Origin of the sequence: Polaromonas naphthalenivorans CJ2, assembly GCF_000015505.1 — a bacterium.
Taxonomy (GTDB): Bacteria; Pseudomonadota; Gammaproteobacteria; order Burkholderiales; family Burkholderiaceae_C; genus Polaromonas; species Polaromonas naphthalenivorans.
The window spans coordinates 3753278-3773311 of record NC_008781.1 but is presented as its reverse complement, the minus strand read 5'-3'; the positions used below and the strand labels follow the sequence as shown (position 1 = coordinate 3773311).

Annotated in this window: 16 protein-coding genes; 8 read left to right on the top strand and 8 right to left on the bottom strand. The window is 64.5% G+C overall.

From position 1 onward, the window contains the following. Positions 1 to 40: 40 nt before the first annotated feature. The 7 genes from PNAP_RS17715 to PNAP_RS17685 all read right to left on the bottom strand — a co-directional run bounded on the left by PNAP_RS17715 (position 41) and on the right by PNAP_RS17685 (position 9576). A complete protein-coding gene (locus PNAP_RS17715) occupies positions 41 to 1249 on the bottom strand; it encodes an ABC transporter permease (RefSeq protein WP_011802917.1) in 1209 nt (402 codons plus the stop codon). Continuing rightward, complete coding sequence (locus PNAP_RS17710; RefSeq protein WP_011802916.1) at positions 1249 to 2016, bottom strand: ABC transporter ATP-binding protein; 768 nt, start codon at positions 2014 to 2016, stop codon at positions 1249 to 1251. Before PNAP_RS17710 ends, PNAP_RS17715 begins: the two co-directional genes overlap by 1 nt. After that, positions 2013 to 3341, bottom strand: coding sequence for an efflux RND transporter periplasmic adaptor subunit (locus tag PNAP_RS17705; protein WP_011802915.1), 1329 nt, complete (start codon positions 3339 to 3341; stop codon positions 2013 to 2015). The genes PNAP_RS17710 and PNAP_RS17705 overlap by 4 nt, the downstream gene beginning before the upstream one ends. Positions 3342 to 3394: 53 nt before the next feature. Next, positions 3395 to 4828 (bottom strand): efflux transporter outer membrane subunit, encoded by a 1434-nt coding sequence (locus PNAP_RS17700; protein WP_011802914.1) that lies wholly within the window; start codon positions 4826 to 4828, stop codon positions 3395 to 3397. A gap of 910 nt (positions 4829 to 5738) precedes the next feature. Next, positions 5739 to 7238, bottom strand: a complete 1500-nt coding sequence (locus tag PNAP_RS17695) for an AMP nucleosidase (RefSeq protein ID WP_041377413.1) — start codon at positions 7236 to 7238, stop codon at positions 5739 to 5741. Positions 7239 to 7311: 73 nt separating this feature from the next. Further along, positions 7312 to 8679: a glutathione-disulfide reductase gene (gene gorA, locus PNAP_RS17690; RefSeq protein WP_011802912.1), complete on the bottom strand. Its 1368-nt coding sequence runs from the start codon at positions 8677 to 8679 to the stop codon at positions 7312 to 7314. 75 nt (positions 8680 to 8754) lie between these two features. Further along, complete coding sequence (locus tag PNAP_RS17685; protein ID WP_011802911.1) at positions 8755 to 9576, bottom strand: phosphatase PAP2 family protein; 822 nt, start codon at positions 9574 to 9576, stop codon at positions 8755 to 8757. Between the two features lie 127 nt (positions 9577 to 9703). On the opposite strand from PNAP_RS17685, the gene dbpA reads away from it, so the two are divergent. From dbpA to PNAP_RS17670, 3 genes are all read left to right on the top strand, one after another. Further along, positions 9704 to 11107 (top strand): ATP-dependent RNA helicase DbpA, encoded by a 1404-nt coding sequence (dbpA, locus tag PNAP_RS17680; RefSeq protein WP_011802910.1) that lies wholly within the window; start codon positions 9704 to 9706, stop codon positions 11105 to 11107. A 77-nt stretch (positions 11108 to 11184) separates the two neighbouring features. Continuing rightward, positions 11185 to 12465, top strand: a complete 1281-nt coding sequence (locus PNAP_RS17675; RefSeq protein WP_011802909.1) for an AAA family ATPase — start codon at positions 11185 to 11187, stop codon at positions 12463 to 12465. A 2-nt stretch (positions 12466 to 12467) separates the two neighbouring features. Beyond that, positions 12468 to 13103 (top strand): RloB family protein, encoded by a 636-nt coding sequence (locus tag PNAP_RS17670; RefSeq protein ID WP_011802908.1) that lies wholly within the window; start codon positions 12468 to 12470, stop codon positions 13101 to 13103. A gap of 115 nt (positions 13104 to 13218) precedes the next feature. Here the strand turns inward: PNAP_RS17670 and PNAP_RS17665 are convergent, their stop codons facing one another. Beyond that, positions 13219 to 14001: a FadR/GntR family transcriptional regulator gene (locus tag PNAP_RS17665; protein WP_011802907.1), complete on the bottom strand. Its 783-nt coding sequence runs from the start codon at positions 13999 to 14001 to the stop codon at positions 13219 to 13221. A gap of 313 nt (positions 14002 to 14314) precedes the next feature. On the opposite strand from PNAP_RS17665, the gene PNAP_RS17660 reads away from it, so the two are divergent. Genes PNAP_RS17660 through PNAP_RS17640 form a run of 5 tightly spaced genes read left to right on the top strand, consistent with a single transcriptional unit; the run spans position 14315 to position 20030 of the window. Continuing rightward, positions 14315 to 15469 (top strand): mandelate racemase family protein, encoded by a 1155-nt coding sequence (locus tag PNAP_RS17660; protein ID WP_041376789.1) that lies wholly within the window; start codon positions 14315 to 14317, stop codon positions 15467 to 15469. Positions 15470 to 15513: 44 nt separating this feature from the next. Beyond that, on the top strand, positions 15514 to 17124 hold the full coding sequence (locus PNAP_RS17655) for an ABC transporter substrate-binding protein (protein WP_049763709.1): 1611 nt from the start codon (positions 15514 to 15516) through the stop codon (positions 17122 to 17124). A 40-nt stretch (positions 17125 to 17164) separates the two neighbouring features. Continuing rightward, complete coding sequence (locus PNAP_RS17650; protein WP_011802904.1) at positions 17165 to 18232, top strand: ABC transporter permease; 1068 nt, start codon at positions 17165 to 17167, stop codon at positions 18230 to 18232. Further along, positions 18229 to 19131 carry an ABC transporter permease gene (locus PNAP_RS17645; protein WP_011802903.1) on the top strand — a complete coding sequence of 301 codons (903 nt, stop codon included), beginning with the start codon at positions 18229 to 18231 and terminating at the stop codon, positions 19129 to 19131. Before PNAP_RS17650 ends, PNAP_RS17645 begins: the two co-directional genes overlap by 4 nt. A gap of 11 nt (positions 19132 to 19142) precedes the next feature. Beyond that, positions 19143 to 20030, top strand: coding sequence for an ABC transporter ATP-binding protein (locus PNAP_RS17640; protein ID WP_011802902.1), 888 nt, complete (start codon positions 19143 to 19145; stop codon positions 20028 to 20030). Positions 20031 to 20034 lie beyond the last annotated feature (4 nt).

The following is a 20034-nucleotide window of genomic DNA, read 5'->3' as shown; positions in this document are numbered from 1 at the left end:
GGGCGCAAGCAGCTATCTTTTTTGATGGCCGTTATCCGGCTCACTCATGCCGCAGCGCCTCAATCGGGTCCATGCGCGCGGCGCGCCGGGCCGGAAAATAGCCGAACAGCACGCCGATGCCGGCCGAGAACACAAACGAGACGATGTTCACCGCCGGGTTGAACAAATAAGGCACCTGCATCAGCCGGGACAGCCCCATCGAAGCGCCGGTTGCCAGCACGATGCCGATCAGCCCGCCCAGCGCGGCCAGCGCCACCGCCTCGATCAGGAACTGCAGCAGCACCTCGCGCTCCAGCGCGCCAATCGCCAGCCGCAGGCCGATCTCGCGGGTGCGCTCGGTCACGCTGACCAGCATGATGTTCATGATGCCGATGCCGCCCACCAGCAAACTCACCGCCGCCACCGCGCCCAGCAGCATGGTCATCACCTTGGTCGTGCCCGAGAGCGTGTCGGCCAGCTGCTTGGTATCGAGCACGTTGAAGTTGTCCTCGTCGCTGTCGGCCAGCTTGCGGCGCTCGCGCAGCAGCTGCGTGAGGCTGGCCTTCACGCGTTCGGCGTTGCTGCCTTCCTTCATCGACACCAGCAGGGTGTTGACGCGCGTGTTGCCGCTGATGCGGCGCTGCAGCGTCTTGATCGGCAGCAGCACCGTGTCGTCCTGGTCGTTGCCGAAAGCGCCCTGGCCCTTGGAGGCCAGCACGCCGATCACTTCGCACGAAATCTGCTTGACGCGCAGCGGCTCGCCGAGGGCCGGGCGGGTGCCGAAGAGTTCGCGGCGCACGGTTTCGCCGATCAGGCAGACCGCCGCGCCGGCGCGCAGTTCGTCGCTGGAGAACTCCCGGCCGTCGCCCAGCTTCCAGTTGCCGGTCTGCAGCCAGGCGTTGGTGCTGCCGATGACGCTGCTGGTCCAGTTGCGGCCGTTGGCCACCAGCGTGCTGCTGGCGCGGGCCTCGGGCGCGACGGCAATCACGCCGCCGATCTGCGAGGCGATGGCGTCGGCGTCGAGTTCGCTGAAAGAGGGTGCGGTGGCGCCGCCGCTGCCCGGCCCCATGCGCTGGCCGGGACGCACCTGCAGCAGGTTGGTGCCCAGCCCGGAAATCTGGTTTTGCACCGCCAGCGTCGCGCCGTTGCCCAGCGTCACCATGGTGATGACGGCGCTCACGCCAATCACGATGCCCAGGATGGTCAGAAAGGAGCGCAGCAGATTGCGCCGGATCGAGCGCAGCGCCAGCAGCAGGGTGTTGAGCAGCATCAGCGGGCCTCCGCCACGGGCGCGGCCACGGGCAGGGCGGCGCCGGGATGTTCGAGTCCGGCGGGATGCTCGTTGCGCACATCGCTTTCCACCAGGCCATCGACAAAGCGCACGATGCGCCGCGCATAGGCGGCCATGTCGGGCTCGTGCGTGACCATCAGCACGGTGATGCCCTGGTCGGCGTTCAGGCGCCAGAGCAACTCCATGATCTCGCGGCTGCGCTGGGTGTCGAGGTTGCCGGTCGGCTCGTCGGCCAGCAGCACCGCCGGCTGGGTGACGATGGCGCGCGCAATCGCCACGCGCTGCTGCTGCCCGCCCGACAACTCGGAGGGCAGGTGGTGCTCCCAGCCCTTCAGGCCCACCTGGTCGAGCGCGCGGGCGGCGCTGGCGTGGCGGGCGCCGGCGGCCTCGCCCCGGTAGAGCAGCGGCAGCTCGACGTTTTCCTGCGCCGAGGTGCGCGCCAGCAGGTTGAAGCCCTGGAACACAAAGCCGAAAAAGCGCCGCCGCAGCAGGGCGCGCTGGTCGCGCGAGAGCGACTCGACATGCACGCCCTGGAACAGGTATTCGCCCGAGGTCGGCGTGTCCAGGCAGCCGAGCGTGTTCATGGCGGTCGATTTGCCCGATCCGCTCGGCCCCATGATGGCGACAAAATCGCCGGATGCTATGTCCAGATCGACGCCTTTGAGCGCCAGCAGCGCGGTCGCGCCTTCGCCATACATCTTGGTGATGCCGCGCAGGCGGATCAGCGGCAGGCTTGCTTCGCTCATGGCGCGGCCTTGGTGCTTTGCTGGTCGGTGATGACCGCCATGCCTTCCTGCAGGCCTTCGCCGCTGACTTCGGTCATGCGGCCGTCGCTGATGCCGGTTTTCACGGCAACGGCCACCGCCTGGCCGTCCTTGAGCACCCAGACCTGTTTGGCGCCGGCGGCGGCGGCGCTGGTGTCGGCCGGTTTGCGCGCGCCCGTGCGCGGCATGCGCGGCATGAGCTTGGAGACAAAGCTGCCGCCGGACGCCGCCGGGCTGCCGTCCTGCGCGGGCGTGAAACGCAGCGCGGTGTTGGGCACCAGCAGCACATCGGCGCGCTCGGTGGCGATGATGGTGGCCGCCGCCGTCATGCCGGGGCGCAGGCTCAAATCGGCGTTGTTCACGTCCAGATACGTTACATAAGTCACCACGTTGTCGGTCTTGGTCGAGCCGAAGGCGACGCGGGTGATGGTGGCCGGGTAGCGGCGCGACGGGTAGGCGCTGACGGTGAAGCTGGCCTTCTGGCCGACCTTGACCGCGCCCACATCGGCTTCATCGACGTTGACTTCCAGGCGCAGTTGCGTCAGGTCTTCGGCCACGGTGAACAGCGTCACCGCCTGCAGCGAAGCGGCCACGGCGTTGCCCGGATCGACCGTGCGCGTCAGCACCACGCCGTCAATCGGCGAGCGGATCGAGGCCTTGGACAGGTTGGTTTCGTCGGTCGAGGCGGCGGCGCGCGCTTCGGCCACATTGGCGCGGGCGCTGGCCTCTACCGCCACGGCGCGGTCCAGGGTGGCGCGGGCGGTGTCGAGTTCGGCCGCAGACGGCACCTTGCCGCCGGACAGGCGCGCCACTTCCTCGAAGCGCGCCAGGCTGGCCCGCGACTCCTTGACGGTGGCCGTGCTCTGCGCCAGTTGGGCCTGCATCGCCGCCAGCGAGGCGCGCGAGCGCAGCACCTGGTCGGACAGCTTGGCCGTGTCCAGCTCGACCAGCACCTGGCCTTTCTTGATGCGGTCGTTCACATCGACCAGCACGCGCTTGACGGTGCCCGAGAGTTCGCTGCCGATGTTGACCGAGCGCGTCGGCTGCAGCGTGCCGTTGGCCAGCACATTGAGCGTGAGATTGCCCTTGCGGACGGTTTCGGTCACATAGCGCGGCGCGGCGCTGGCTTGTTGCCCGGCCTGCCAGTAAGCCAGGCCGGCCAGCAGCGCGATCAGGACGACGGCCGCGATCCAGATGGCGGGCCGCTGCCACCAGGGGCGGGCCTGGTCCGCGTTCAGCAGGGCCTGAAGGTCGGCGGCGGAGGGCGTCGGGGCCGCTGGGGGTTTGAGAGGCGTGGGTGTGGTCATGGGCAGGATTTCGGAAGGGGTGCGGGTTCTGGTCGTGTCGGGCGGTCTGTAGGTCAGTGCGCGGCGGTTTCAGGTGCGCGCGTCCAGCCGCCGCCCAGCGCCTTGTACAGCCGCACATGGTCGGCGCTCAGGCTGGCGCGGGTCGCTTCCAGGCTGTCTTGCGTGGAGAGCAGGGTGCGCTGGGTTTCCAGCACGGCGCGAAAGTCGATCAGTCCGCTGGCGTAGCGCTGGCGGGCCAGCAAATCGGCATTCGCCGCCGCCCCGGACGCCGCCTGAAGACGGGCCAGCCGCTCGCGGTTGCCCTGCAGCGAGATCAGCGCGTCTTCCACGTCTTTCAGCGCGCTGAGCACCGTGGCCTGATAGCTGATGCGGGCGCTTTCGAGCGCGGCTTGCTGCGCGCGCACCTGCGCCCGCGCCGCGCCGCCGTCGAACAGTGGCACCGACACGCTGGCCAGCAGCGCATTGGCGACCGACGCGCCGCTGGTCAGTGTTCCCAGCGTCAGGGCGCGCAGGCCGAGCGAGCCGCTGATCTGAAAGCCGGGGTAGCGCGCCGCATCGGCCTGGGCCACGCGGGCCAGCGCGGCCTCGATGCGGTGCTCGGCGGCGCGCACGTCGGGGCGCTGGCGCAGGGTTTCTGCGGGAATGGCCAGCGCCAGGTCGCCGGCGGCTTGCGGCACGGGCGCGGCGTTTGCGAGCGCGCTGCGCAGCGCGCCGGGCGACTCGCCGGTCAGCACGGCCAGGCTGCTGGCTGCCTGCGCGATGCTGGTCTCCAGCGCCGGAATCTGCGCGCCGGTCTGTTCGCTGGCGGCAATGCCCTGCTCCACGTCGAGCGACGACGCCAGCCCGGCCTGGGCGCGCCAGCGGGTGATCTGCAGCGTCTCCCGCTGCGAGGCCAGGTTGCCGCGGGCAATCAGCAGTTGCGCTTGAAGCCCGCGCAGCTCGATGTAGGTGACGGCGGTTTCGGCGGCCAGCGACACCTGCGCATTCGCCAGGCTGGCGACGGCGGCCTCAACGTCGGACTGGGCGGCGTTCAGCGCGCTGCGGTTGCCGCCGAAGACATCGGGCTCCCAACTGGCGTCAAAGCCGGCCTGGAAGCTGTTGCCCGCCTGGCTGCCGCCCGACTTGCTGCGCTGCGCTGAGGCCGAGGTGCTGACGCTTGGGCCGAGGCCGGCGGCGCTCACGTCGCGCAGGGCCCTGGCCTGCAGCAAGGCGGACTGCGCGCTGCGAACGTCGGTGCTGTTTTGCAGGGCCTGGGTGACGAGCGCGGTCAGTTGCGGGTCGTTGAAGCCTTGCCACCAGTTTGCCGTGAGGGGCGCGGCGCTGGCGGGGCTGGAGGCATAAGGCGCGGGCGTTGACCATTCGGCTGGCGTCGGCGTTGCGGGCAGGGCCGTGGTGGGGGAGGTCAGCGACGCGCAGCCTGAAAGCAGCGCCGCCAGCGCCAGCAGGGCCAGGCGCGGTGAAGAAAAGGCGGGGTGTTGAAGGGGCATCGGGTGTCGCGGTGGGGGCGGGCAAGCGCATTGTGCGGGGCTTGCTTGTCGGGGAATGCCTGGGTTAGATGAATTTTTGTAAAGCTTGCTGCTGGGAGGGTTAATTGCTATTGAAAATGTAGCTGCTTGTGCAGGGTGAGCTTGCGCTAGAGGTCGATTTTGCTTGGGTTTTGCGTGGGCTGTGGCTGGGTTGGCTTTTCTGGGTTGGGCTGGCCGGGGGTTGCCCGGCGGCAAGTAACTTTCTTTTGCTTCGCCAAAAGAAAGTCACCAAAGAAAAGGCGACCCGGCTGTCTGGGTCCCTTCGCTTCGCTACGGGCAACCTGCGCTGCCCCGGAAAAACGGGGGTCGGCGCAAACTCGCTGCGCTCAAACAGCGCGCCGCCCTGATCCCGTTTTTCCGGGGCATCGCAGGCCCAGACAGAACGGGGCAATCGGGGAATGAAGTCTGAACAGCCGAACAGCCAAACAGCCACCGCGCCTAGGTTTCAGCCATGAATGCTACTAATTCAATAGCTTCTTGCGCAGGCTGTGCTTGCGCAAGAAGCACTTTTGGCTCCGAATCCGGCCCCGAATCCGCTCCCGCAAGTCCCGTCCTGGCCGAGCCTGTGCTACGCCGCAAAAGCGGGATCAGGGCCGCGCGCTGTTTGAGCGCAGCGAGTTTGCGCGGACCCCCGCTTTTGCGGCGTAGCGCAGGTTGCCCGAAGCGAAGCGCAGGGACTCGGACTGCGGGTCGCCTTTCTTTTGCTCACTTTTCTTTGGCGAAGCAAAGAAAAGTGAGTTGCCGCCGGGCAACCCCCGGCCAGCCCAACCCAGAAGCGCCGACCCAGCCAAAACTCAGCAGAATCCAAGCAAAAACAGCAGTCAGCGCATTAAAAACGGGCCTAAGCAGCTATTAAAAAAATAGCAAACAATCACTGAAAAGCCACTTCGGAAAAGCTCCGCAGCTTCCTGCTGTGCAACTGCGTGATGCCCTCGGCGCGCAGCAGCTCCACTGCCCGCATGCCGATGCGCAAATGCTGGTCCACGCGGTCGCGGTAGAACTGGTTGGCCATGCCCGGCAGCTTGATCTCGCCGTGCAGCGGCTTGTCGCTCACGCACAAAAGCGTGCCGTACGGAACCCGGAAGCGAAAGCCGTTGGCCGCAATCGTCGCGCTTTCCATGTCCAGCGCAATCGCCCGGCTCTGGCTGAAGCGGCGCTGCGGCTGGTTGTTGGGCAGCAGCTCCCAGTTGCGGTTGTCGGTCGAGGCCACGGTGCCGGTGCGCATGATGCGTTTCAGGTCAGGCCCGACGGCCTGCGTCACGTCCTCGACCGCCTGCTCCAGCGCTTTCTGGATCTCGGCCAGCGCCGGAATCGGCACCCACAGCGGCAGTTCTTCGTCAAGCACATGGTCTTCGCGCACATAGCCGTGGGCCAGCACATAGTCGCCCAGCTGCTGGCTGTTGCGCAGGCCGGCGCAGTGGCCGAGCATGATCCAGGCGTGCGGGCGCAGCACGGCGACATGGTCGGTGATGTTCTTGGCGTTGGCCGGGCCGACGCCGATGTTGACCATGGTGGTGCCGGTGTGGTCGGCGCGCACCAGGTGGTAGGCCGGCATTTGCGGCAGGCGCGGCGGCGCCGCACCCAGCTCGTCGCCGCTTTCCGCCAGCAGGCCGGCGCGCCGCGTCACGACGTTGCCCGGCTCAATGAAGGCGATGTATTCGCTGTCCGGGTTGGCCATTTCCTGATGCCCCAGGCGCACGAATTCGTCGATGTAGAACTGGTAGTTGGTGAACAGCACGAAGTTCTGGAACCAGTGCGGCGAGGTGCCGGTGTAGTGGCGCAGGCGCTGCAGCGAGTAATCGACGCGTGCCGCCGTGAACAGCGACAGCGGCTGCGGCTGGCCGGGCTGGGCCTCGAAGGTGCCGTTGGCAATGCCGTCGTCCATGGCGGCCAGGTCGGGCAGGTCGAACACGTCGCGCATCAGCATGCGGCGCGCCGCGCTCATGGTGCCCTCGATGTGGTCGTTCTCGGCAAACGAGAAGTGGATCGGAATCGGCTGCGTGCTGGTGCCCACTTCGAGTTCGACCTCGTGGTTTTGCATCAGGAGCCGGAACTGCGCCAGGTAGTAGTCGCTGTACAGGTCGGGCCGGGTCAGCGTGGTTTCGAAGTGGCCCGGCCCGGCGACGAAGCCGAAGCTGAGCTGCAGGATGTCGGGTGTCTCCAGGATGGCCCTGGCCACCGTCTCGGTGTGGATGCGCACGAACGGGTAGCAGGCGCGCACATGGCCGGGCAGGGTGTCGCCGGCCACGTAGCGCTGCATGGCGCTGCGCAGGTGGGCAATCTGCTGGTCGTAGATGGCGCGCACCTGCGCCAGCGCGGCGGCCGGGTCGGTGTAGCGGGTCGGGGCGATGAAGGCGGGCAGGTAGGGCATGGGCTGGCTTGGTTTTGTCATGGGGTGGTGGCGCTTATAGGCGTTGGTCGGCGTTCGTGGCTGCGCGCGCAACTCAGCGCTGGACCGGCTCGCGCATCGTCACGAATTCTTCGGCCATCGTCGGGTGAATGCCGATCGTGCTGTCAAAAATGGCCTTGGTGGCGCCGGCCTTCATGGCCACGGCAAAGCCCTGGACGATTTCGCCGGCGTCGGCGCCGACCATGTGCAGGCCGACGACCCGGTCGGTGGCGTCCTCGACGATCAGCTTCATCAGCGTGCGCTCGGTGCTGCCGCTCAGCGTGTGCTTGAGCGCCTTGAAGTCGCTGCGGTACACCGTGACCTTGCCGAATTTCTCGATGGCGTCGGCCTGCGAATAGCCGACCGTGCCGATGTTCGGATGGGTAAACACCGCCGTCGGGATGAAGTCGTAGCTCATGCCGCGCGGTTGCTTGCCCTCGGGCGGGCCAAACAGCGCGTCAACCACCACCATCGCCTCGGCCAGCGCCACCGGCGTGAGCTGCACGCGCGCGGTCACGTCGCCCAGCGCGTAGATCGACGGCACCGACGTTTGATATTGCTCGTTGACCTCAATCGCCCCGGCCTTGCCTTGCCTGACGCCGGCCGCTTCCAGTCCCAGGCCGGCGACCAGCGGCACCCGGCCGGTGGCGTAGAGCACGGCATCGACCGTGATGTGGCTGCCGTCGAGCAGCCGCACCTGCAGGCCCGCGTCGGTGCGCTCGATGGCCGCCACATCGGTGTTCAGGTGCAGCTTCACGCCGGACTTGACCATTTCGCCGGCGATGAAGCCGCGCACTTCGTCGTCAAAGCCGCGCAGCACCTGGTGCCCCCGGTAGAGCTGGGTGACGCTGGCGCCCAGCCCGTTGAAGATCGACGCAAACTCGCAGGCGATGTAGCCGCCGCCCACCACCAGCAGCCGCTGCGGAAAGGGCGACAGGTCGAAGATCTCGTTGGAACTGATGACATGCTCGCATCCCGGCACCTCCGGCGTGCTGGGCTTGCCGCCGGTGGCGATCAGGATGTTCTTGGCGCTGTAGTGCTGGCCGCCGACCTCGACCGTGTGCGCACCCGCCAGCGTGGCCCAGCCGTTGATGACGTGGACGCCGGCGCTTTTGAGCAGTTGCCCGTAAATGCCGTTGAGGCGTGAAATCTCTCTGGCGCGGTTGAACTTGAGCGTGTCCCAGTTCAGCACGGGCGCTTCGCCGACCCAGCCAAAGCCGTGCGATTCCTCGAAGCTTTCGGCGAAGTGGGCCGCATAGCTGTAGAGCTTTTTCGGGATGCAGCCCAGGTTCACGCAGGTGCCGCCCATCGCCGCCACTTCGGCCAGCGCGACGCGGGCGCCGCGCTGCGCGGCCATGCGGCCAGCGCGCACGCCGCCGCTGCCGCCGCCAATCACGAACAGGTCAAAATCAAAATCAGCCATGAAAGTTCCTTTTTTAGTCCTGTTGTGATTGTGCTGTTTTCGGATGCCCCCTGGCGGCTGCGGCGTTGCGCAGGGTCAAGCTGTGCGCCTGCGGTAGCGCGCCAGCTCCAGCGCCCCAATGCACACCGCCAGCCAGGCCGTGCCCGAGGCAAAGCCGGCCAGCACGTCGCTGGCGAAGTGGACCTGCAAAAAAACGCGACTGGAGCCGATGGTGAAGGCCAGCGCAGCCGCCAGCGCCACCAGCGGCAGGTGCGCTGCTGACCAGCGGGCGGGCAGCAGCCGCACCAGCAGATAGGCCAGCATGCCGTAGGCCACGACCGAGCCCGACGCATGGCCGCTCGGAAAACTCCAGCCGTCGGCAAACGCCAGGCCGTGGTCATGCACCGGGCGGGTGCGTTCGAAAATGCTTTTCAGCATCCGGTTCAGCAGCGCATTGCCGACGAACGCCAGCACCCAGCCGATGCACAGCCCGTAGCGGCGTTGCCACAGCAGCGCCAGCACGCCGGCCACGCACAGGCCGGTCAGCGTGAGGGTGTCGCCAAAGTGGGTCAGCAGCGCGAATACCCTGAGCGCGCTCAAGGGAACGGTCGCCCGGACCGTGTCCGAGAACAGCAGGTCCAGCTGGCCCAGCTTGCGGCCGTCGCCCAGGTTTTCGGCAATCTCGGCAAACAGCGACGCCGCGCCAATGATCAGGGCAAAGCCCAGCGCCAGGTAGGCAAGCAGATAGGCCAGCGGCGCAAACCGGCTGGTTTCACGGTGCACGCCATAGCGCAGCCCCAGCCACCACAGGCCGCAGACCGCAGCGATGACCGCCACCAGCGCCACGCCAAAGGCCGGCAGCGCATGGCTGGCGAGCGACTGGACGGCATGGCGAAGGGCGGGCGAATCAAGTTCCATGGGGGTGGTCAGTCATCAAAAACAGGTCGCAAGGGCAGGGTGGACATACGGCCCAAAGCTTAGCGGGGTTTGGACACGCCGGCCCCGGTTTGCCGGGGACAAAGCGGGAGTCACGATAATCGGGGATATGACTACTTCCCCCAATGACTTCAGCGCCCTGTCGCTGCCGGCCCATGTGCTGGCCAACCTGACGCAACTCGGCTACACCAGCATGACGCCCATCCAGGCCGCCGCGCTGCCGGTGGCGCTGCTCGGCAAGGATCTGATTGCCCAGGCCAAGACCGGCAGCGGCAAGACCGCCGCCTTTGCGCTGGCGCTGCTGGCCAACCTGAACGCCCGGCGTTTCGCCATCCAGGCGATGGTGCTGTGCCCGACGCGCGAACTCGCCGACCAGGTGACCACCGAAATCCGCCGCCTGGCGCGTGCCGAGGAAAACATCAAGGTCGTCACGCTGTGCGGCGGCGTCGCCCTGCGCAACCAGATTGCCAGCCTGGAGCACGGCGCGCACATCGTCGTCGGCACGCCGGGCCGCATCATGGACCACCTCGGGCGCGGCAACCTCGACCTGGCGGCGATGAACACCTTGGTGTTAGATGAGGCCGACCGCATGCTGGACATGGGCTTTTTCGACGACATCGCCACCGTCGCCAAGCAGTGCCCGAAAGAGCGCCAGACGCTGCTTTTCTCGGCGACCTATCCCGAAGGCATCGCCAAGATCAGCCAGCAGTTCATGAAGAACCCGCAAACCGTCACGGTGCAGGCGCAGCACGAAAAAAGCAAGATCCGCCAGCGCTGGTACCAGGTCGAGGACACCGACCACGACGAGGCGCGCCTCGATGCGGTGGCGCGGGTGCTCAACCACTACCGGCCCGTCAGCACGCTGGCGTTTTGCAACACCAAGTCGCAATGCCGGGCGCTGGTGCAACTGCTCAAGGACAAGGGCTTCATCGCCCTGGCGCTGTATGGCGAGCTGGAGCAGCGCGAGCGCGACCAGGTGCTGGTGCAGTTTGCCAACCGCAGTTGCTCGGTGCTGGTGGCCACCGATGTGGCCGCGCGCGGGCTGGACATTTCTCAGCTGGAAATGGTCATCAACGTCGATGTGACGCCGGACAGCGAGATTCACATCCACCGCATCGGCCGCACCGGCCGCGCCGACGAGGAAGGCTGGGCCATCAGCCTGGCCAGCATGGACGAGATGGGCTCGGTCGGCAAGATTGAGGTGCTGCAAAAGGCCGAGTCCGAATGGCACAAGCTCGACGAACTGACGCCTGCGAGCAAGGAGCCGTTGCGCCCGCCGATGGCGACGCTGCAGATCGTCGGCGGCCGTAAGGAAAAAATCCGCGCCGGCGACGTGCTCGGCGCGCTGACCGGCGAGGCCGGCTTCACCCGCGAGCAGGTCGGCAAGATCAATGTGAACGAGTTCTCGACCTATGTGGCGGTGGAGCGCAGCATTGCTGGCGACGCGCTGCACAAGCTGGCGATGGGCCGGGTCAAGGGGAAAAGCGTGCGGGTGCGGCTGATGGAGGAGTAAATGCAGAAAATCCGCAGTTGAGATTCATTCCTGCCAAAATAAAGTCACTTTATTGACTTTATTTGCGAGATTTCTGCATGTTGATTGAATTCTCCGTCACCAACTTCCGCTCTTTCCGTGAGCGGCAAACCTTGTCGATGGTGGCCGCCCCGCGACTGCGAAAGCGCGAAAACGTCTTCAAGCCTGAGTCGGCAGGCGAAAAGTTTTCTGATTTGCTCAAGGTGGCGGTCATCTATGGCCCGAACGCATCGGGCAAGAGCAATTTGCTCAAGGCGCTGGATGTTGTCAGGAGGATTGCTCAGCGAGAACCCAGCACCCGAAACATCCCGCTGCCGATATCTCCGTTTCGGTTTGATGCCGCGCTGGCAGATCAGCCCAGCGTGTTCGAGCTGAATTTCATTCATGCGGGGATGCGGTATCAATTCACTTTGTCCGCGACCAGCGAACGCATCGTTGGTGAAAAACTGCTGGTCTATCCGAAAGGGCATGAGTCGCTGCTTTACGAACGGCTGCATTCGGCGAAGGGCGAGTCTTACGAATTTGGTGCGCTCCTGCAAGACAGCTTGAGCGCGGAGCTGCTGGATGCCTGGCAAAAATTAACGCCGCCCAAGTTGTTGTTTATTGCGCAGGCGATGGCCAATAGCAGCGAAGCACTGACGCCGCTGAAAGTGCCGTTTGAATGGCTTAGTAAATCAAGCTTTTCATTATTGAATGGCATGGATGACATGGCCGACCTCGCACAGGAAATTGCCGCAGAAGACGAGTTTGGCGCTAAAGCGATTGCAGCATTTCTTCGTGATGTGGATGTCCCTATTTCAAAAATGACAGTCGAAACGCTTGAACTTCCCCATGTTGGTTCAAATGCACTGAGCAAGCTTTTCGAGAAGGAGAACAAGTCAATAAATGCAGCGCCGACAGCCAGCAAGAGGACTGTTCTTACCCATAAAACAGCGTTGGGGGATGCTGACTTGAGTTATGAAGACGAGTCTGAGGGAACCAAAAACCTCATTGGCTTCTGGCTCCCATGGGTTACCAAAGATCCTTCTTACGGAGCTGAAAGACTATTAATCGTGGACGAGCTTGACAGCAGCCTGCACCCAAAAATAGTGGCGGCCCTGGTCGAAAAGCATATCAATTCCAGCGTGCCCTCCCAGCTCATTTTCACCACGCATGACACGCATCTCATGGATGCAAAATTGCTGCGCCGCGACCAGTTCTGGATCACGGAACGGGACATGAACGGGGCCACGCAACTGCGCTCCATTCATGACTTTGAAGGCCGCGAAAGCGAAGACATCGAAAAGCGTTACTACGAAGGGCGTTATCGCGGCTTGCCTTTCGTGAAACGGAGTGCTTGACGATGGCGCGCAAGTCTTCGCCGTTCGAGCGCAAGAAACCCAGCCTCAAACCACAGGCGCGTGTATTGGTCATTTGCGAAGATACGAAATCGAGTTTGCAGTACCTTAAAGATGCCGCTCACCATTTCCGGGCCTATGCAGAGGTGGACATTGTTCATTGTGGGAAAAACGATCCGTTAAACATCGTCAAAGAGGCTATGGAACGGCAGCGGCTTTTTGACCATGTGTACTGCGCCATTGACCGGGACCGTCACGAAAATTTTGACGAAGCGTTGGAGTTGGCTAAAGCAAATGCGCAGAAGGTTTCGCTCATCGCCTCCTATCCTTGCTACGAATTTTGGCTTCTGCTGCATTTTCAAAAGACGCGCAAACCCTACATCGGGGTAGGCAAGCATTCTTCAGGCGATCTGCTGATAAAAGACCTGTGCAAAGTAGCGGGCATGGAAAATTATGCGAAAGGCAGTTCTGAAAACCTTTTTGACCGGCTCATCGACAGGCTGCCCAAAGCCCGGCAACTTGCCGCACAAGTGATGGCAGAAGCGCTCAATGAGGGCGAGTTGAATCCCAGTACCCGGCTGCATGAGTTGATCGAATGCTTTGAGTCGCTCGGTAAGCCACAGCCTGTCGCTTGCGGCTGATCAAGCCGTAACCTTGAATAGCCGCATTGCCGCCGAAGCCTGAGAAATATCAGCCCGCCCGCATGCTGATGGAATCAGAAAAAGCGGCTCGGAACGGAACGGGCGATATTCCCCCTCAATTTCCGGCCGCCTGAATAACCCGCCGCTTGCGCTCGCGGCTGTTGCTCAGGTGCATGAACATGGCCGCGCGGGCTGCGGCCGGGTCGGCGCGGCGCACGCATTCGTAAACATCCTCGTGTTCACGCAGCGCAAGCGGCTTGCCTTGCTCCAGCAGGGGGTGGGTATTGCCAAATTGGAGTTTGCTCGCGGACGCTGCGTCATGGGGCTCGGCTGGCTTGGCCAAGGCGCCGTTTCTTTCGATGGTGACGCCCCCCAGGCTGCGAAGCACTTCTTCAAAATAACGGTTGCCAGTGGCCAGCGCGATTTGCAGGTGAAACTGAAAATCAGCCTCTACCGTGCTGCATCCGTTGCGATGGGCGGCAGCGAACGCATCAAGGGCCGCGCGCATGGCGGCCAGATGCGCCTCGCTGCGCCGGCTGGCCGCAAACCCAGCCGCATCGGTTTCAACGCTGATGCGCAACTCCAGCATGCAAAGCATGTCGTGGTTGCTGATGTCGGCGCCGGAGTCCGACAGCAGCGCCCGCCCTGGATCAGGCGCCAGAACGAAGGTGCCTATGCCATGCCGCGTTTCCACCAGGCCTGCCGCTTGCAGCCGCAGCATCGACTCCCGAACCACCGTGCGGCTGATGCCAAACGCCTGCACCAGTTCAGGCTCGGGTGGCAACCGGTCGCCCGGCCGGTAGGCGCCATCCTTGATCTTGGTGGAGATGTCGTCCACAACCCGCTGCGACAGGTTCTTGGAGCGTACCTGGGAGGGCAGGGCAAGCCTTGTGTTCATGATTGAAAGCTCAGAGGTGATGTGATGACTGAAGATGTTACGGCTTCTGCTGTCATTTAAATAGCAGACCAGCGCGTAACCCTGTAGGTCATGTGATGAATTAAGCCGCGGTGTTGGCGGCGGGAGCAAGGGTGCTTAAACAAAATTACAACGCTTGCACTCTAGGTTCAGAAATTTCTCCACGGTATTCTTGAAAATTCAGGGTTTACCCGTGTTCTGGAAATCTCGCGTTCAGCCTATTATCGGTCAACTCATATGACGACTGATGACAGTGAGTCGCAATCTTGCCAACCCAGCCTTTGACGGAAAACCCATGAAAATTGAAAGTGTGCACGGAGTCGAGTTTACCTACCCAACGCGCCGGTCTTCTGACAGCGCCGGACATTCACACCCTGGCCCCGAAGGCCTGGGCAAGCTGGCGCTGCTCACCATCACCACCGACGAAGGGCATTGCGGTTATGCGTTTGCGCCCCCCGAGGTGATCCGCCCGCATGTGCTGGATGCTTTTGTGCGCAAGGTGCTGATCGGGCAAAACCCGTTTCAGCGCGAGCATCTCTGGCAGGCGCTGGAACACTGGCAGCGCGGCAGCGCCGGGCAACTGACGGACCGCGCCTTGGCCGCTGTCGATCAGGCGCTGTGGGACTTGGCCGGGCGGGCGCTGGGCCAGCCCGTGTACCGCCTGATTGGCGGCTACCGCGACAAGGTGCAGGCTTATGGCAGCACCATGTGCGGCGATGAACTCAAGGGCGGTCTGTCCACGCCTGAAGAATATGGGGCCTTTGCCGAGACGCTGGTGGCGCGCGGCTACAAGGCCATCAAGCTGCACACCTGGATGCCGCCCGTGCGGTTTGCGCCAGATACCGGCATGGACATCAAGGCCTGCGCTGCCGTGCGTGAAGCCGTTGGTCCCCACATCCCGCTGATGCTCGACGGCTACCACAACTACAGCCGCACTGACGCGCTAACCATTGGCCGCGCGCTGGAAAAGCTCAACTTCACCTGGTTCGAGGAAATGATGAACGAGCAGAGCATGGCGTCCTACGCCTGGCTGGCAGGCCAGCTCGACATTCCCATCGTCGGGCCGGAAAGCCTGTCCGGCAAGCACCACAGCCGCGCCGACTGGGTGGCGGCCGGCGCCTGCGATATCTTGCGCGCCGGCGTGCCCGGCGTGGGCGGCATTTCGCCGACCCTGAAAGTGGCGCACCTGGCCGAATCCTTCGGCATGAACTGCGAGGTGCATGGCAACGGCGCGGCCAACCTGGCGGTGTGCGCCGCCATCAAGAACTGCCGCTGGTATGAGCGCGGCTTGCTGCACCCCTTCCTCGACTATGACGAAGTGCCTACCTACCTCAACAGCTTGGCCGACCCGATGGACGCCAACGGCGACGTGCATTTGTCGCAACTCCCCGGCCTGGGTGAGGACATCAACTTTGATTACATTGAGGCGCACGCATGCGCCCGCTACTGACCCCCGGTCAGCCGGCACATTTCCATTCATACAAGGAGACACGCATGAAACATTCGCAACTGCTGCGCCGCTGCGCGCTGGCGCTCGCTCTGTGCGGCATCACGGGCGCAGGCCTTCAGGCCAAGACCCCGGACGACCAGCTGGTCATCGGCTTCAGCATGAACAACCTGCTCACGCTCGACCCCGCCTCGGCCACCGGCAATGACGTGGTGGAAATCGCCGCCAACCTGTACGACTTCCTGATCGAGCTCGACCCGCAAAACACCAGCAAGATGCTGCCCGGCCTGGCCGAGAGCTGGAAGATCTCGCCGGACGGGCGCAGCATCACCCTGAGCGTGCGCAAGGGCGTGAAGTTCCAGTCGGGCCAGGCGCTCACGGCCGAGGACGCGGCCTGGTCGCTGCAGCGCGTGCTCAAGCTCAACCTGGCGCTGGCCTCGCCGTGGAAGGCCTACGGCTTCACGGCGGGCAATGTGGACAAGGCCATCCGCGCCCTGGACGCGCAAACCCTGGTGATCGACCTGCCCGAGCCGACCGATCCGAAAATGGTGCTTTACACCCTGGCAACTTCGGTCAGCGCGGTGGTGCTGGACCGCAAGAAGGTCATGGAAAACGACAAGAATGGCGACATGGGCGCGGCCTGGCTCACCACCCATGCGGCGGGCTCGGGTCCCTTTGCGCTGGCCGACTGGCGCGCCAAGGATGTGCTGCTCATGAACCGTTTTGACGGCTACTGGCGCGGCCCGGCCAAGCTCAAGCGCGTGATCATGCGCCACATGACCGAGTCGCAATCGCTGCGCCTGATGGTGGACCGTGGCGACCTGGACGTGGCTTCGGGCATGTCGGCGCCTGACGTCGAGGCCATGAAGAAGAACGCGGATGTGGTGGTCAAGCCGGTGCGGCGCGGCACGCTGTATTACGTGGCGGTCAGCATGAAGAACCCGACGTTCGCCGACAAGCGCGTGCGTCTGGCGATTCGCAACCTGATCGACTACGAAGGCATCAACACCAGCGTGATGCCCAACTACGGCATATTGCACCAGCGCCCGGTGCAGATGGGCCTGCCCGCCAGCCTGCCGAATCCGGGCTACAAGTTCGATTTGCCGGCGGCCAAGAAGCTGCTGGCCGACGCGGGCTTTCCCAACGGTTTCAAGACCACCATCCGCGTGCTGGCCGACCCGCCGTTCATCAACATTGCCACCAGCCTGCAGTCCACGCTGGCCAAGGCCGGCATTGAGGCCAGCGTGATTTCAGGCACTGGCAACCAGGTGTATGGCGCCATGCGCGAGCGCAATTTCGACATCATTGTCGGGCGTGGCGGCGGCGGGGCCGAACCCCATCCGCATTCGAGCCTGCGCGCCCTGGTCTACAACCCGGACAACCGCGATGAGGCCAAGCTGACCAACTTCCAGGGCTGGCGCACCTCGTTTTTCAGTCCCGAGCTCAACCAGCTGATTGAAAAAGCCGAGGTCGAGCGCGATGAGCAAAAGCAGACCGCGACTTACCAGGAAGCGCAAAAGCTGTATGACAGCCAGGTCGGCGCCATTCAGCCGATCTCGCAAATGGTCGATACCGTGGTGATGCGCAAGGATGTGAGCAATTACCAGGGCCATCCGGCAGCCACCACGCGTTTGCGCGAGGTCTTCAAGCAACGCTGAGCCTGCGCTGCCAGCCCTTTTTCTGACCACGGAGAACATCTTGTCCGACCCTTCGCCCACTCTTACCCTGCCCACGCCGCGAAGCAGCCCGCGCTGGAGCCGCCTGGCTCCCGTGGGCCGGCGCCTGTTCAGCGTGCTGCTGACCCTGCTGGGTTTGCTGCTGCTGACCTTCGTGATTGGCCGCGTCATGCCGCTCGATCCGGTGCTGTCCATCGTCGGCCCCGACGCCGACCGATCCACGTATGAGCAAGTTTTCAAACAGCTGGGGCTGGACAAGCCGCTGCCGGTTCAGTTTGCCTACTACCTGGGCGACCTGCTGCGCGGTGACCTGGGCAATGCGCTGCTCACCGGGCACAAGGTGACAGAAGACATCGCCCGGGTGTTCCCCGCCACCATGGAGATGGCCACCATGGCCATCATCTTCGGCACCTGCCTGGGCATTCCGCTGGGCGTGTATGCCGCCACCCGGCGCGGCACCGTGGCCGACCATGTGGTGCGGGTCATCAGCCTGTTCGGCTATTCCACGCCGGTGTTCTGGTTCGGCATGATGGGCTTGCTGGTGTTCTACGCCTGGCTGGGCTGGGCCGGCGGCGCCGGGCGGGTGGACCTGGCCTTTGACGGCATGGTGCCCCCGGCCAGCGGCTTTTTGCTGTTTGATTCAGCCATGGCCGGTGAATGGGATGTGTTTCGCAGCGCCATCAAGCACGTCACGCTGCCCGCCTGCATCCTGGGCCTGCACTCCATGGCCTACATCAGCCGCATGACCCGCAGTTTCATGCTGGCGCAGCTGTCGCAGGAATACGTCCTCACGGCGCGGGTCAAGGGCTTGTCCGAGCGCGGCGTGGTCTGGCACCATGCCTTTCGCAACATCCTGGTCCAGCTGCTGACGATTGTGGCGCTGGCGTACGGCAGCCTGCTGGAAGGGGCGGTGCTGATCGAAACGGTGTTTGCCTGGCCCGGTTTTGGCCAATACCTGACCAGCAGCCTGCTGCTGGGCGACATGAATGCCGTGATGGGCTGCGTGCTGGTGGTGGGGGTCATCTTCATCACCCTGAACCTGCTCTCCGACGCCCTGTACCAAGTCTTTGACCCGAGGACACGCCGATGACTTCCTTCACCCTGCCCCTGTCCGCGCCCGACACCACGCCGCAATCGGCCTCCGAGGCGCGGCGGCAAAGCCTGCAGCGCGGCCTGCAGCGCCTGCTGCACAACCCGATGACCGTCGCCGGCCTGCTGGTGGTGCTGGCGCTGATGCTGGTCGCCCTGTTCGCGCCGTGGATCGCCACCCACGACCCGCTGGCCCAGGACCTCGGCCAGGCGCTCAAGGCGCCTGACGCCGCCCACTGGTTCGGCACCGACGAATATGGCCGCGATGTGTTCAGCCGGCTGGTCCATGGCTCGCGCATTTCGCTCTACATCATTGCGCTGGTCACGGTCATCGTCGGGCCGGTCGGCCTGGCGGTGGGCAGCATATCGGGCTATTTTGGCGGCTGGGTCGATGACGTGTTCATGCGCATCACCGACATCTTCATCTCGTTTCCGAGCCTGGTGCTGGCGCTGGCTTTTGTCGCCGCCCTGGGCCCCGGACTGGACCATGCGGTGATCGCCATCGCGCTGACCGCCTGGCCGCCGATTGCGCGGCTGGCGCGGGCCGAAACCCTGTCCCTGCGCCAGGCCGACTTCGTGGTGGCCGCCCAGTTGCAGGGCGCGTCATCGAGCCGCATCCTGCTGCGCTACATCGCGCCCATGTGCCTGTCATCGGTGGTGGTGCGCCTCACGATGAACATGGCCAGCGTGATCCTGACCGCTGCCGGCCTGGGTTTTCTGGGCCTGGGCGCGCAACCCCCGCTGCCCGAGTGGGGCGCCATGATTTCCACCGGCCGGCGCTACATGATGGAATGCTGGTGGCTGGTGGCCACGCCGGGCGCCGCCATCATGCTGGTGAGCCTGGCTTTCAACCTGCTCGGCGACGGGCTGCGCGACGTGCTGGACCCGCGCAGCGAATGAAGGAAAGCCCCATGAAACCCACTACTTTTTCCAACCACATCGCTGGCGACGGCGTGCCGGGCAACGCCCCGAAGCTGCAGGTCGAAGACCTGAACATCCGCTTTGCCACCAGCAATGGCATCGTGAACGCCGTGCGCGGCGTGTCTTTCAACCTGTCGCGTGAAAAGCTGGCGATTGTGGGCGAATCCGGATCGGGCAAGTCCACCGTGGGCCGCGCCTTGCTGCGCCTGCATCCACGCAGCGCCATCATCGAAGCGCGCAAGCTGCAGCTCGATGGCATCGACCTGCTCACTGCCAGCGACAAAACCATGCAGGCCATCCGGGGCCAGCGCATGTCCATGATCATGCAAGACCCCAAGTACTCGCTCAATCCGGTGATGCGGGTAGGCCTGCAGATTGCCGAGGCCTATCTGGCGCACCACAAGGTGTCCCGGGCGGAAGCCGCCGAGCGCGCCCTGGCGATGCTGGAGGCCGTGCGCATCCGCGAGCCCCAGCGGGTTTTCAACCTGTACCCGCACGAGGTGTCGGGCGGCATGGGCCAGCGCATCATGATCGCGATGATGCTGATCCCGGAGCCCGAAATCATCATTGCCGATGAACCGACCTCGGCGCTGGACGTGTCGGTGCGCCTGCAGGTGCTGGCCGTGCTGGACGACCTGGTCAGCCAGCGCGGGCTGGGGCTGGTGTTCATCAGCCACGACCTGAACCTGGTTCGCCATTTCTGCGACCGGGTGCTGGTGATGTATGCCGGGCGCGTCGTGGAGTCCATCGCCGCCGCCGACCTGGACCATGCCCAGCACCCTTACACCCGCGGCCTGCTGGATGCCTTGCCCAGCCTGGACCATCGGCGCCCCCGCTTGCCTGTGCTCAAGCGCGACCCCAGCTGGCTGACTGCCTGAGGAA